Here is a 12,608-nt window from a genome sequence, read left to right as displayed (position 1 = left end):
GGAAGACACAACAACAATAACTGTCCTTCTGTAGCCCCCTGGGCGCGGAAATGGAGTGCGCGATGAAGTTCACAGCAAAAGCTCTAATTGCCTTTTCTTGTATGACCCTCAGCGCCGTCAGCCTTGGCGCGCAAACCCTGACCATTGCCACCGTCAACAACAGCGACATGATCCGCATGCAAAAGCTCTCGAAAACCTTCGAGGCCGAGCATCCGGAGATCAAGCTGAATTGGGTGGTGCTCGAAGAAAACGTGCTGCGCCAACGCCTGACCACCGACATCGCCACCCAGGGCGGGCAGTTCGATGTGTTGACCATCGGCATGTACGAAGCTGCACTCTGGGGTGCCAAGGGTTGGCTGGAGCCGATGAAGGACTTGCCGGCGTCCTACGATCTCGATGACGTATTCCCTTCGGTGCGTGACGGCCTGTCTGTCAAAGGCTCGCTGTATGCCCTGCCGTTCTACGCCGAAAGTTCGATCACCTACTACCGCACCGACCTGTTCAAGAACGCCGGGCTGACCATGCCCGAGCATCCGACCTGGACGCAGATCGGCGAATTCGCCAGCAAACTCACCAACAAGAGCAAAGAGCAATACGGCCTGTGCCTGCGCGGCAAAGCCGGTTGGGGTGAGAACATGGCGCTGATCACCACCCTGGCCAACGGCTACGGTGCGCGCTGGTTCGATGAGAAGTGGCAGCCGGAATTCAACGGCCCTGAATGGAAGGAGGCGCTGAACTTCTACGTCGACAACATGAAGAAATCCGGCCCGCCGGGCGCCTCCAGCAACGGCTTCAACGAAAACCTGGCGCTGTTCAACAGCGGCAAGTGCGCGATTTGGGTCGACGCCAGCGTCGCCGGCTCGTTCGTGACCGACAAGACCCAAAGCAAAGTGGCCGACCACGTCGGCTTCACCTTTGCCCCCCACGAGAAAACCGACAAGGGCACCTCGTGGCTGTACTCCTGGAGCCTGGCGATTCCGACCAGTTCCAAGGCCAAGGACGCCGCCAAGGTGTTCACCAGTTGGGCCACCTCCAAGGAATATGGCGCATTGGTCGCCAAGACCGATGGCGTTGCCAACGTACCGCCAGGCACGCGCAAGTCGACCTACAGCGACGAGTACATGAAGGCCGCTCCGTTTGCCAAGGTGACCCTGGAATCGCTGAAGGTCGCGGACCCGACCAAACCGACGCTCAAGCCAGTGCCGTATATCGGTATCCAGTTGGTGACCATTCCTGAGTTCCAGGCAATTGGGACCCAGGTCGGTAAATTCTTCTCGGGCGCGTTGACCGGTCAGCAGACGGTGGATGCTGCGTTGACTGCTGCGCAGACCACCACTGAGCGGGAAATGAAGCGAGCCGGTTATCCCAAATAGGCCCGACTCCCCCCTGTAACTGTGGGAAACCGCTTTATGTGGGAGCCGGGCTTGCCCGCGATGGCGGCCTGTCAGTTGATGATTCTGTTACCTGACACACCGCCATCGCAGGCAAGCCAGCTCCCACATTTGATCGCGCTCCGACTCTGGTTCTGCCTGTAATCGACTGGTTCTGATCACCATGAATACAACACCCAAAAACCGTCTGGCCAACCCCGGCTGGTTCCTTGTCAGCCCTTCGGTCGCCCTGCTGCTGCTGTGGATGATCGTGCCCCTGGGCATGACCCTGTACTTTTCGCTGATCCGCTACAACCTGCTCTACCCCGGCGAAAACCAATTCGTCGGGTTGGAGAACTTCACCTACTTCATCACCGACTCGGGCTTCCTGCCGGGCGCCACCAATACCCTGTTGCTGGTGGGCAGCGTGCTGCTGATCAGCGTGGTGTTCGGTGTGTTGATCAGTGCCCTGCTGGAGGCCAGTGAGTTCTTCGGTCGCGGCCTGGTGCGGGTGTTGTTGATTTCGCCCTTCTTCATCATGCCCACCGTCGGTGCGCTGATCTGGAAGAACCTGATTTTCCACCCGGTGTCGGGGATTCTCGCCGCCGTGTGGAAGTTTTTCGGCGCCGAGCCGGTGGACTGGCTGGCGCACTACCCGTTGCTGTCGATCATCATCATTGTGTCGTGGCAATGGCTGCCCTTCGCGATCCTGCTGCTGATGACTGCCATGCAGTCCCTCGACCAGGAACAAAAGGAAGCCGCGCGCCTGGACGGTGCCGGCGCCATCGCGATCTTCTGGCACCTGACCCTGCCCCACCTGGCGCGCCCGATTGCCGTGGTGGTGATGATCGAAACGATCTTTCTGCTCTCGGTATTCGCCGAAATCTTCACCACCACCAACGGTGGCCCCGGCTACGCCTCGACCAACCTCGCCTACCTGATCTACAACCAGGCGCTGGTGCAATTCGACGTGGGCATGGCTTCGGCCGGCGGCTTGATTGCCGTGGTCATCGCCAATATCGCGGCGATCATCCTGGTGCGGATGATCGGCAAAAACCTGACTGACAAGCCTTGAGGGCCGCGCCATGACGCTTCAACAATCCCGCCGCCTGCAAAGCCTGTTGCTCGGCACGTTGGCCTGGGCCATCGCGATCCTGATCTTTTTCCCGATCTTCTGGATGGTGCTGACCAGCTTCAAGACCGAAATCGACGCATTCGCTACGCCGCCGCAGTTCATCTTCACGCCGACGCTGGAGAACTACCTGCACATCAACGAGCGCAGCAATTACTTTAGTTATGCGTGGAACTCGGTGCTGATTTCCTTCAGCGCCACCGCCTTATGCCTACTGATTTCAGTACCGGCCGCCTACTCCATGGCGTTCTACGAAACCAAGCGCACCAAAGGCACGCTGCTGTGGATGCTGTCCACCAAAATGCTGCCGCCGGTGGGCGTGCTGATGCCGATCTACCTGCTGGCCAAGAGCTTTGGCCTGCTGGACACGCGCATTGCGCTGATCATCATCTACACCCTGATCAACCTGCCGATTGTGGTGTGGATGGTTTACACCTACTTCAAGGACATCCCCAAGGACATCCTCGAAGCCGCCCGCCTGGATGGCGCCACGCTGTGGCAGGAAATGGTCCGCGTGCTGCTGCCGATCGCCAAGGGCGGCCTGGCGTCCACCGTGTTGCTGTCGCTGATCCTGTGCTGGAACGAGGCGTTCTGGTCGCTGAACTTGACCTCATCCACCGCTGCGCCGTTGACCGCATTGATCGCCTCCTACTCCAGCCCCGAAGGGTTGTTCTGGGCCAAATTGTCCGCCGTCTCGACCCTGGCCTGCGCACCGATCCTGATTTTTGGCTGGATCAGCCAGAAACAGCTGGTGCGCGGGTTGTCCTTCGGCGCCGTGAAGTAACGGCTGCTTAATAAAAATTCAAAGCGGAGGCCCATCCCATGGCCAACCTGAAAATCAAGAATCTGCAAAAAGGCTTCGAAGGCTTTTCCATCATCAAGGGCATCGACCTGGAAGTGAACGACAAGGAATTCGTAGTATTCGTCGGCCCCTCGGGCTGCGGTAAATCCACGCTGCTGCGCCTGATCGCCGGCCTTGAAGAAGTCAGCGAAGGCACCATCGAGCTGGATGGTCGCGACATCACCGAAGTGACCCCGGCCAAGCGTGACCTGGCGATGGTGTTCCAGACCTACGCGCTGTACCCGCACATGAGCGTGCGCAAGAACATGTCGTTTGCGCTCGACCTGGCCGGTGTCGACAAGAAGCTGGTGGACAGCAAGGTCAGCGAAGCGGCGCGCATCCTCGAGCTGGGCCCGTTGCTGGAGCGTAAGCCCAAGCAGCTGTCCGGTGGGCAGCGCCAGCGTGTGGCGATCGGCCGCGCGATTGTGCGTAACCCGAAGATCTTCCTGTTCGATGAGCCGCTGTCCAACCTCGACGCCGCCCTGCGCGTGCAGATGCGCCTGGAGCTGGCGCGCCTGCATAAAGAGTTGCAGGCGACCATGATCTACGTGACCCACGACCAGGTCGAAGCCATGACCCTGGCCGACAAGGTCGTGGTGTTGAACAGCGGCCGTATCGAGCAAGTCGGTTCGCCACTGGAGCTGTACCACCAGCCGGCCAACCTGTTTGTGGCGGGCTTCCTCGGCACGCCGAAAATGGGCTTCCTCAAGGGCAAGGTCACCCGCGTCGAGGGCCAGGGCTGCGACGTGCAGCTGGACGCCGGCACAACCATCAGCCTGCCGTTGAGCGGTCCCAGCTTGAGCGTCGGCAGTGCGGTGACCCTGGGCATCCGTCCTGAGCACCTGGAAATCGCCGCGCCGGGCCAAACCACCTTGACCGTCACCGCCGATGTCGGCGAACGCCTGGGGAGCGACACCTTCTGTCACGTTATCACCGCCAACGGCGAGCCGCTGACCCTGCGGATTCGTGGCGATATGGCCAGCCAGTACGGCGAGACGCTGCACCTGCACCTGGACCCGGCGCACTGCCATCTGTTCGACACCGACGGTGTTGCCGTGGCCCGCCCACTGCGCGCTGCCGCCTGATTTCGCGAGTATTCCGTCATGAAGCTGAATAAACAGAACCTCACCCAACTGGCGCCGGAAGTGAAGCTGCCCGCCTACGCCATCGCCGACACCCGCCAAGGCATTGCGCACATCGGCGTCGGCGGTTTCCACCGCGCGCATCAGGCGTATTACACCGATGCGTTGATGAACACGGGCGAAAGCCTGGACTGGAGCATCTGCGGCGTCGGCCTGCGCAGTGAGGACCGCAAAGCCCGTGACGACCTGGCTGGCCAGGACTACCTGTTCACCCTGTACGAACTGGGCGATACCGACGACACCGAAGTGCGTGTCATCGGCTCGATCAGCGAGATGCTGCTGGCAGAAGACGGCGCCCAGGCGCTGATCGACAAACTGGCCAGCCCGCAGATTCGCATCGTCTCGCTGACCATCACCGAAGGCGGCTACTGCATCGACGACAGCAATGGCGAGTTCATGGCCCACTTGCCGCAGATCCAGCACGACCTGGCGCACCCCACGTCACCGAAAACCGTATTTGGCTTTATCTGCGCCGCCCTGACCAAACGTCGCGCCGCCGGCACCCCGGCGTTTACCGTGATGTCCTGCGATAACCTGCCGCACAATGGCGCTGTCACGCGCAAAGCGCTGCTGGCCTTCGCCGCCCTGCACAATGCCGAGTTGCACGACTGGATCAAGGCCAATGTGAGTTTCCCGAATGCCATGGTCGACCGCATTACGCCCATGACCAGCACCGCCCACCGCCTGCAACTGCACGACGAACACGGCATCGACGATGCCTGGCCGGTGGTGTGCGAACCCTTCGTGCAGTGGGTGCTGGAGGACAAATTCGTCAACGGGCGCCCGGCCTGGGAAAAGGTCGGCGTGCAGTTCACCGATGACGTCACGCCTTATGAAGAAATGAAGATCGGCCTGCTCAATGGCAGTCATTTGGCACTGACCTACCTGGGCTTTCTCAAGGGCTATCGGTTTGTTCACGAGACCATGAACGATCCGGTGTTTGTCGCCTACATGCGTGCCTATATGGACCTTGATGTCACGCCGAACCTGGCGCCGGTACCGGGTATTGATCTGACGGACTACAAGCAGACCTTGGTGGATCGCTTTTCCAATCAGGCGATTGCCGATCAGTTGGAGCGCGTGTGCTCGGACGGCTCGTCGAAGTTTCCCAAGTTCACCGTGCCGACCATTAACCGATTGATTGCGGATGGGCGCGAGACCGAGCGTGCGGCGTTGGTGGTGGCGGCCTGGGCCTTGTATTTGAAGGGCGTGGATGAGAATGGGGTGAGCTACAAAATCCCGGATCCGCGTGCCGAATTTTGCCAGGAGCTGGTGAGTGATGACGCGCTGATCAGCAAACGCTTGTTGGGGGTGGAAGAGATTTTTGGTACGGCTATTCCCAACTCGCCTGCGTTTGTGGCAGCTTTCGAGCGGTGCTTTGTCAGCTTGCGTGACAACGGCGTCACCGCAACACTGCAGCACCTACTGAAGAAACCGAATTAAACAGGTGGGAGCTGGCTTGCCTGCGATAGCGATCTATCAGTCACCTCATGGCTGACTGGACCACCGCTATCGCAGGCAAGCCAGCTCCCACAGTTGATCGGATTAGCACTCCAACAATAATACTGCTGAGCAAATCCTCATGACCCAGCAAAACCTGTTTCTCGGCATCGACTGCGGCACCCAGGGCACCAAAGCCATCGTCCTCGACGCCTCCAGCGGTAAGGTGCTGGGCCTCGGCGCGGCGGCGCACACGTTGATCAGCGGCGCCAATGGCCGTCGCGAGCAGCACACCCAGGAATGGCTGGACGCTTTCACCGAAGCTACCCACCGCGCTTTGCAACAGGCCGGCGTGGATGGCCAGGACATCCTCGGCATCGGTGTTTCCGGCCAGCAACATGGCCTGGTGCTGCTGGACGAGAACGGTGAGGTGCTGCGCCCGGCCAAGTTATGGTGCGACACCGAAACCGCACCGGAGAACGACCGCCTGCTGCAACACCTTGGTGGTGAAAGCGGTTCGCTGGAACGCCTCGGCGTGGCGATTGCGCCGGGCTACACCGTGTCCAAATTGCTCTGGACCCGCGAGCAGCATCCGGACATCTTCGCGCGCATCGCGCACATCCTGCTGCCCCACGATTACCTCAATTACTGGCTCACCGGCCGTGCGGTCGCGGAATACGGCGATGCGTCAGGCACGGGCTATTTCAACGTGCGCAGCCGCGAATGGGATGTGGCACTGCTCAAGCACATCGACCCGAGCGGTCGCCTGGAACAGGCCTTGCCGCAGTTGATTGAGGCCGATCAAAGCGTTGGTACCGTTCTTCCGGCGATCGCCGAACGCCTGGGCATCAACCCCAACGCCATCGTCTCCAGTGGCGGCGGCGATAATATGATGGGCGCCATCGGCACCGGCAACATTGCCCCAGGCGTGATCACCATGAGCCTGGGTTCGTCGGGCACCGTGTATGCGTTCGCCGACCAGCCTAACGTGAGCCCGCAGGCGTCGGTCGCCACGTTCTGCTCATCCAGCGGCGGCTGGTTGCCGTTGATCTGCACCATGAACCTGACCAACGCCACAGGGGTGATCCGCGAACTGTTCGACCTCGACCTCGCCGCGTTCAATGCGTTGGTCGAACACGCGCCTATTGGGGCCGAGGGCGTGAGCATGCTGCCCTTCCTCAACGGCGAACGCGTGCCCGCCCTGCCCCACGCTACTGGGAGCCTGCATGGCCTGACCATGACCAACCTGACCCGCGCTAACCTGTGTCGCGCGGTGGTCGAGGGCACCACGTTCGGCCTGCGCTACGGCCTCGACCTGCTGCGCCAGACCGGCCTGCAAAGCCACAGCATCCGCCTGATCGGCGGCGGTTCGAAAAGCCCTGTGTGGCGGCAGATGGTCGCCGATATCACGAACACCGAAGTCATCTGCACTGAACAAAGCGAAGCCGCCGCCCTGGGCGCGGCGATTCAGGCGGCGTGGAGCCAATCCGGCGAGCCCCTGGCCAGCCTGTGCGACAAATGCGTGAGCGTCGACCCGGCCAGCCGGACCCTACCGGTGGCGGCCAATGTCAGCGCCTATCAACAGGCTTACGAGCGCTATCAGCAGCTTGTGGCAACCCTTTAAGAGCGAACGACTATGTATCTGGTGTGTGGCGAAGCGCTGTTTGATTTCTTCAGCGAAGAAGATCCCAGCGGGCAGGCTTCCAAGGTCAATTACAAGGCGATTGCCGGCGGTTCGCCGTTCAACGTCGCGGTCGGGTTGCGTCGCCTGGGTATCGACGCCGGGCTGTTTGGCGGTTTATCCAGCGACTTCCTCGGCCGCCGCTTATTGCAGGTGCTCAAGGATGAAGGCGTGAGTGAACAGTTCCTGGTGGAATTTGCCGCGCCGACCACCTTGTCGATGGTCGCCGTGGGCGCCAATGGCTCACCGCAGTACAACTTCCGTGGCGAAGGCTGTGCCGACCGGTTGTTGGAAATCGCCCACCTGCCGGAGTTGGGCGATGACATTCGCGGCCTGCATATCGGCTCCTTCTCGCTGGTGGTGCAGCCGATTGGCGACACCCTGCTGGCGTTGGTCAAACGCGAGAGCGGCAAGCGCCTGATCAGCCTCGACCCCAACGTGCGGCTCAACCCGCAACCGGACATCCAACTGTGGCGCGATCGCGTGGCCGAGCTGGTCAAGCATGCCGACCTGATCAAGGTCAGCGATGAAGACCTGCACCTGCTCTACCCCGACCAGTCGCCTGAAAGCGTGCTGCGGGGCTGGCTGCAACACCGTTGTCAGCTGGTGTTCCTGACGCGCGGTGGCGATGGCGCCAGCGTATTCAGCCGTCAGCATGGCACTTGGTCTGCACCTGCGGTCAAGGTGGTGATGGCCGACACGGTGGGTGCCGGCGATACCTTCCAGGCCGCCTTGATTGCCTGGCTGACCGAACAGCAGCTGGATTCGGTGCAAGGCCTGCAACAGCTCACGCGCGCGCAGATTGATGCCATGCTGGGTTTCGCCATCCGCGCCGCTGCCCTGACCTGCGGCAAGACCGGGCCCGACCTGCCGTATCGCGAGCAGCTCTGATGAAGGTTTTGTCAGCCACGTAAACATTAATCGATGGTTAATCCCGCAAGTCGACAGTCAAGTCGTACCCACTTGCGGAGAACCACCATGAAACTGCGCACTTTACTGCTCGGCAGCGCCTTGGCGCTGGCCGCAGCCTCAGGCCTGGCCCAGGCCGACAATCAACCCGCCACTGCCAAACCCGTGCCTTACCAGTACGGCATGCCAATGAATATCGACAAGGTGCTGGCGATGAACGAAACCCCGACCGACGAATGCAAAGTCATCAAGGCCGATATCAAGTTTTTGGATAAGGCGGGCAAGGTGGAAGACGTGAGCTATCGAAAAATGTCCGAAGCCTGTGATTTCCAGAACTGAGCCGTTAAAAGATCGGGCTATACCGTCGGTTTTCACCGCATGAACATGTAGGACTTTTCTCAAAAACCCTAATTTAATCAATGATTAAGGTGGAGAGATAACAGTGAGCCCAACCGCATTTCCGAGGCTATTGGCTGAAGGGGCGGTCACCGCTTCATCGCGTTGATGAACCGGACCACTGATGGAGAATCCTCATGAACATGCACAGCGTATTCCTGCTCGGCTGCACCTTGGCGCTCACCACTCTATCGGCAATGGCACAGGCTGAAACAAAACCCGTGCCGTATCACTACGGCATGCCCATGGACATTCAGAAAGTGATTGCCATGACCGAGCCCCAGACCAATGACTGCAAGGTCATCGACGCCCAGATCAAGTTCTTGGACAAGGCCGGTGAACTGCACTATGTGAGCTACAAAAAAATGTCCGAGGCTTGCCTGTTCCAAAACTGAACAGGCTGCAGATAAGGGCGGCGTAGTGCGTCAACACGCGATATCCTTGCGCGCTCGTCAAACGGCTGAAAGGATTCGCCATGCAACTTCGCTTTCACACGCTCGCCCTCTTTACCGCCGTGCTCTGCTTCGCCCTGGCCTTAATATGGGGCCTGCGCCCCGAATGGATGTTGTGGCTGTGGAGCGTGGAATACACCAGCACCACGGGCCTGGTTGCCCGGCGTAACGCAGCACTGTTCCTGGCCATCGGCGTGATATTTTATCGCGCTCGCCATGCACCGCCCTCCGATACGCGACGCGCCATGACCACCGGCTTTATCACCGGATGCCTGGTGTTGGCGGCGTTGGGGTTCAGTGAATGGATAAACGGCAATGCCGGACCCGGCATTCTACTGGCGGTGGCAACGGAAACCGTATTGGGCCTGGCGTTTATCCAGGCCCACAGGTCTTCGGTCGTCCAACCTCAGGCGTCCTGTTAGTTGTAGCTGCGCCCTGCTACTTTTTGCAGGACGGGTGCCTGGGTGTGCTTGAGGTTTTCACGCAAACCGGTGATCAGGTTGCAGAGGGCTCGACTGCTGTCGAGTTTGTCTGCGTTTATGCCTTTGACTTCCAAATCCACCCGATCACGGTCGCGGTCGTCATAGACTTTGATCGTCAGCGAAGCATCTTCGGCTTTGGTGCATTCGCACCGCTTGGGCAGGAAACTTCCTTCAATAATGCTGCGAAGTTCTAATTCCGAAAGCATGGTCAAACTCTCCTTTCTTGAGACTGCCAACAGTTGTTGTGAATTCAGCGAGCGCTTGCCCGCCGCGTCTTACCGACCTTGGAAGACGCTTATGACACCCAAGCGTACTCGGCAAAATCCGACCTCGTTGTAACCATTCCTCATAAGCAGGCTTCCATTTCATATAATTAAAACTTGAACTTATAGACTTAGTTAGATAAGCGTCGAATGGCCTTGATTAAACGTTTAATCCTTTACCTCGCGGAAGTCAGCGTGCTGCGCAACCACTCTTTCAGCAACATATCGCAAACTATCGAAGTTGATATTGGCCCCGGAATTAATCGCCACCAGCGTCTGCCCGCGCACGCCATGCTCACCAACATGCTTGCAAATCCCCGCTACCGCCAAAGCGCCTGAAGGTTCGGTGATAGAGCGCGTATCGTCGTAGATCAGCTTGATTGCGCTGCAGAGTTCGTCATTACTCACGGTGATGACCTCATCCACCCAGTCCCGACAGATTTCAAACCCATAGGCGCCCACCTGCGCCACCGCCGTGCCGTCGGCAAACCCGTCAACGCTGGAGAGCACCACCCGCTCACCGGCCCGCAGCGCCGCCAACAAGCAACTGGAGCCCTCGGGCTCGACACCGATGATGCGCACTTCGGGGCGCAGGTATTTGACGTAGGCCGCCACTCCGGCGATCAAGCCACCGCCCCCAACCGGCACGAAGATCGCGTCCAGCGGGCCTTGCTGCTGGCGCAGGATTTCCATGGCCACGGTGCCCTGGCCGGCGATCACTTCCGGGTCATCGAAGGGCGAAACGAAGGTGCACCCGGATGACTCGGCCAACTGCAGCGCATGGGCCAGGGCAAAGGGGAAGCTCGCCCCGTGCAGCACCGCTTCGGCGCCCCGTGAGCGTACGCCCACTACTTTCAACTCCGGCGTGGTGCTGGGCATGACGATCCGCGCCTGGATCCCCAACGCCTTTGCTGCCAGCGCTACGCCCTGGGCATGATTGCCCGCCGAGGCCGTGACCACGCCACGCGCCTTTTGCTCAGGCGTGAGCTGCACCAACTTGTTGTAGGCGCCACGGATCTTGAAGGAAAAGGTCGGTTGCAGGTCTTCGCGCTTGAGTAGCACCTGGTTACCCAACAACGCTGACAACGCCGGAGCGGCCTGCAAGGGCGTACGCACCGCTAGGTCATACACCGGGGCGGCGAGAATCTTCTTCACATAATGTTCAAGCAGGCCCGGGTCGGCGGTGTGAGGCGCGGTACAGGTGCTCATAGGTATCTCCTGGCTTCTTGTAAAGGGCCCGGGAGACGGAAAAACAAAACCCGCCTCTAGGGCGGGTTTGGGTACAGCCGTGCGCTATCCCGCCAAATGAGGAATGGCGGTAATAATAATGTTCTGCTGGCTGCACAAGGCTTGAAAGGTCATGTGACGAAACTAACCGGCAGCCCGTGACTTCGTCAATGGCGAAGCGCCATTTAACGCATGGGGCTTTACGATGAATATACGAAACGTATACGATTTGTATATTCATACCGCACAGTGAACATTATGGGCATCGTCAAGATCACCGACCAACTGCACGAACAACTGCGCCTGGCCAGCGCCGCGATGGACCGCTCCATCAACGCCCAGGCCGAGTTCTGGATCAAGATCGGCCTGCTTGCCGAACTCAACCCTGACCTGCCCTACAACGCGTTGATCAACAAACTGTTGCTCGACAAGCCCGACCTGATACGGGGGCGCACTTGATGATCAAGACTGCCCCGCAACTGGCCGTGATGCGTGAAGCCGGGCGCCTGCTGGCCCAGGTCTTCAGCATGCTCGACGGTTTTGTCGCCGCCGGCCGCTCTACCCTGGAGCTGGACAGCGCCGTCGAAGCCTTCATTCGTAATGAGCTCAAGGCCCGCCCTGCCAGCCTTGGCCAGTATGACTACCCCTTCTCCATCAACACTTCGATCAACGAGGTGGTGTGCCACGGCATGCCCAGCGCCAAGGAGATTCTCAAGGACGGCGACATCATCAACATCGACATCACCCTGGAAAAAGGCGGTTTTATCGCCGACTCCAGCAAGATGTACATGATCGGCACCGTCGCCCCCAAAGCCCGGCGCCTGGTGGAAATGACCTTCGAGGCCATGTGGGCCGGCATCCGCCAGGTCAAGCCCGGCGCCCGCCTGGGCGATATCGGCCACGCCATCCAGAGCCACGCGCAAGCCAACGGCTACAGCGTGGTCCGCGAGTACTGCGGCCATGGCATTGGCCGGCAGATGCATGAAGAACCGCAGATCCTGCACTTCGGCCGCCCCGGCACCGGGTTGGAACTGCGCGAAGGCATGGTGTTTACCATTGAGCCGATGCTCAACCAGGGCAGCAGCAAAGTGCGCAGCCTGAAGGATGGCTGGACCGTGGTGACCAAGGACAACAGCCTGTCGGCGCAGTGGGAACATACCGTGGCGGTGACAGCAGATGGCTTCGAAGTCCTGACCCTGCAACCTGACGCCTGAGCAACTCGAAACCTGTGGGAGCTGGCTTGCCTGCGATGACCATAGGTATCTACACATTT

At 59.9% G+C, this 12,608-nt stretch carries 14 protein-coding genes; 12 read left to right on the top strand and 2 right to left on the bottom strand.

Going from position 1 to position 12,608, the window contains the following annotated elements; translation table 11 throughout:
* Nucleotides 1-101: 101 nt before the first annotated feature.
* The 10 genes from AB4O35_RS19285 to AB4O35_RS19240 all read left to right on the top strand — a co-directional run bounded on the left by AB4O35_RS19285 (nucleotide 102) and on the right by AB4O35_RS19240 (nucleotide 9,785).
* On the top strand, nucleotides 102-1,373 hold the full coding sequence (locus AB4O35_RS19285; protein ID WP_371915029.1) for an ABC transporter substrate-binding protein: 1,272 nt from the start codon (nucleotides 102-104) through the stop codon (nucleotides 1,371-1,373).
* Nucleotides 1,374-1,554: 181 nt separating this feature from the next.
* Nucleotides 1,555-2,445 (top strand): carbohydrate ABC transporter permease, encoded by an 891-nt coding sequence (locus AB4O35_RS19280; protein WP_065946404.1) that lies wholly within the window; start codon nucleotides 1,555-1,557, stop codon nucleotides 2,443-2,445.
* A gap of 10 nt (nucleotides 2,446-2,455) precedes the next feature.
* Nucleotides 2,456-3,286, top strand: coding sequence for a carbohydrate ABC transporter permease (locus AB4O35_RS19275; RefSeq protein WP_064053806.1), 831 nt, complete (start codon nucleotides 2,456-2,458; stop codon nucleotides 3,284-3,286).
* 38 nt (nucleotides 3,287-3,324) lie between these two features.
* On the top strand, nucleotides 3,325-4,428 hold the full coding sequence (locus AB4O35_RS19270) for an ABC transporter ATP-binding protein (RefSeq protein ID WP_065876331.1): 1,104 nt from the start codon (nucleotides 3,325-3,327) through the stop codon (nucleotides 4,426-4,428).
* Nucleotides 4,429-4,446: 18 nt separating this feature from the next.
* Nucleotides 4,447-5,928 (top strand): mannitol dehydrogenase family protein, encoded by a 1,482-nt coding sequence (locus AB4O35_RS19265; protein WP_065889735.1) that lies wholly within the window; start codon nucleotides 4,447-4,449, stop codon nucleotides 5,926-5,928.
* Nucleotides 5,929-6,067: 139 nt separating this feature from the next.
* Nucleotides 6,068-7,549 (top strand): xylulokinase, encoded by a 1,482-nt coding sequence (xylB, locus tag AB4O35_RS19260; RefSeq protein ID WP_065889734.1) that lies wholly within the window; start codon nucleotides 6,068-6,070, stop codon nucleotides 7,547-7,549.
* A 12-nt stretch (nucleotides 7,550-7,561) separates the two neighbouring features.
* Nucleotides 7,562-8,497, top strand: a complete 936-nt coding sequence (locus AB4O35_RS19255) for a carbohydrate kinase family protein (RefSeq protein ID WP_065889732.1) — start codon at nucleotides 7,562-7,564, stop codon at nucleotides 8,495-8,497.
* Nucleotides 8,498-8,584: 87 nt separating this feature from the next.
* Entirely contained in the window at nucleotides 8,585-8,854 is a 270-nt protein-coding gene (locus AB4O35_RS19250) for a DUF2790 domain-containing protein (RefSeq protein WP_065889730.1), read from the top strand.
* A gap of 194 nt (nucleotides 8,855-9,048) precedes the next feature.
* The gene (locus tag AB4O35_RS19245) at nucleotides 9,049-9,306 is read left to right on the top strand and encodes a DUF2790 domain-containing protein (RefSeq protein ID WP_065876336.1); all 258 of its coding nucleotides are present in this window, start codon (nucleotides 9,049-9,051) and stop codon (nucleotides 9,304-9,306) included.
* Nucleotides 9,307-9,386: 80 nt separating this feature from the next.
* Entirely contained in the window at nucleotides 9,387-9,785 is a 399-nt protein-coding gene (locus AB4O35_RS19240; protein ID WP_065876337.1) for a hypothetical protein, read from the top strand.
* On the opposite strand, the gene AB4O35_RS19235 is transcribed toward AB4O35_RS19240, so the two are convergent.
* The gene (locus AB4O35_RS19235) at nucleotides 9,782-10,051 is read right to left on the bottom strand and encodes a DUF1652 domain-containing protein (protein WP_065881536.1); all 270 of its coding nucleotides are present in this window, start codon (nucleotides 10,049-10,051) and stop codon (nucleotides 9,782-9,784) included. The two genes, AB4O35_RS19240 and AB4O35_RS19235, sit on opposite strands and share 4 nt — an antisense overlap.
* 225 nt (nucleotides 10,052-10,276) lie before the next feature.
* The gene (gene ilvA / locus AB4O35_RS19230; protein WP_083207215.1) at nucleotides 10,277-11,317 is read right to left on the bottom strand and encodes a threonine ammonia-lyase, biosynthetic; all 1,041 of its coding nucleotides are present in this window, start codon (nucleotides 11,315-11,317) and stop codon (nucleotides 10,277-10,279) included.
* A gap of 276 nt (nucleotides 11,318-11,593) precedes the next feature.
* Here ilvA and AB4O35_RS19225 point away from each other — a divergent pair, with 276 nt between their 5' ends.
* Nucleotides 11,594-11,794 carry a ParD-like family protein gene (locus tag AB4O35_RS19225; RefSeq protein ID WP_049708606.1) on the top strand — a complete coding sequence of 67 codons (201 nt, stop codon included), beginning with the start codon at nucleotides 11,594-11,596 and terminating at the stop codon, nucleotides 11,792-11,794.
* Complete coding sequence (map, locus tag AB4O35_RS19220) at nucleotides 11,794-12,549, top strand: type I methionyl aminopeptidase (protein ID WP_065876340.1); 756 nt, start codon at nucleotides 11,794-11,796, stop codon at nucleotides 12,547-12,549. Before AB4O35_RS19225 ends, map begins: the two co-directional genes overlap by 1 nt.
* Nucleotides 12,550-12,608: the final 59 nt, after the last annotated feature.

The organism is Pseudomonas sp. H1_A03, assembly GCF_054685145.1.
The sequence above is the reverse complement of the archived record's forward strand: the minus strand, read 5'-3'. Positions and strand labels throughout refer to the sequence as shown.

What these genes read in the sequence shown, in the direction of transcription:
- AB4O35_RS19285 (WP_371915029.1), top strand. Translation starts at nt 102, where the DNA reads ATGACCCTCAGCGCCGTCAGCCTTGGCGCGCAAACCCTGACCATTGCC.
- AB4O35_RS19280 (WP_065946404.1), top strand. Translation starts at nt 1,555, where the DNA reads ATGAATACAACACCCAAAAACCGTCTGGCCAACCCCGGCTGGTTCCTT.
- AB4O35_RS19275 (WP_064053806.1), top strand. Translation starts at nt 2,456, where the DNA reads ATGACGCTTCAACAATCCCGCCGCCTGCAAAGCCTGTTGCTCGGCACG.
- AB4O35_RS19270 (WP_065876331.1), top strand. Translation starts at nt 3,325, where the DNA reads ATGGCCAACCTGAAAATCAAGAATCTGCAAAAAGGCTTCGAAGGCTTT.
- AB4O35_RS19265 (WP_065889735.1), top strand. Translation starts at nt 4,447, where the DNA reads ATGAAGCTGAATAAACAGAACCTCACCCAACTGGCGCCGGAAGTGAAG.
- xylB (WP_065889734.1), top strand. Translation starts at nt 6,068, where the DNA reads ATGACCCAGCAAAACCTGTTTCTCGGCATCGACTGCGGCACCCAGGGC.
- AB4O35_RS19255 (WP_065889732.1), top strand. Translation starts at nt 7,562, where the DNA reads ATGTATCTGGTGTGTGGCGAAGCGCTGTTTGATTTCTTCAGCGAAGAA.
- AB4O35_RS19250 (WP_065889730.1), top strand. Translation starts at nt 8,585, where the DNA reads ATGAAACTGCGCACTTTACTGCTCGGCAGCGCCTTGGCGCTGGCCGCA.
- AB4O35_RS19245 (WP_065876336.1), top strand. Translation starts at nt 9,049, where the DNA reads ATGAACATGCACAGCGTATTCCTGCTCGGCTGCACCTTGGCGCTCACC.
- AB4O35_RS19240 (WP_065876337.1), top strand. Translation starts at nt 9,387, where the DNA reads ATGCAACTTCGCTTTCACACGCTCGCCCTCTTTACCGCCGTGCTCTGC.
- AB4O35_RS19235 (WP_065881536.1), bottom strand. Translation starts at nt 10,051, where the DNA reads ATGCTTTCGGAATTAGAACTTCGCAGCATTATTGAAGGAAGTTTCCTG.
- ilvA (WP_083207215.1), bottom strand. Translation starts at nt 11,317, where the DNA reads ATGAGCACCTGTACCGCGCCTCACACCGCCGACCCGGGCCTGCTTGAA.
- AB4O35_RS19225 (WP_049708606.1), top strand. Translation starts at nt 11,594, where the DNA reads ATGGGCATCGTCAAGATCACCGACCAACTGCACGAACAACTGCGCCTG.
- map (WP_065876340.1), top strand. Translation starts at nt 11,794, where the DNA reads ATGATCAAGACTGCCCCGCAACTGGCCGTGATGCGTGAAGCCGGGCGC.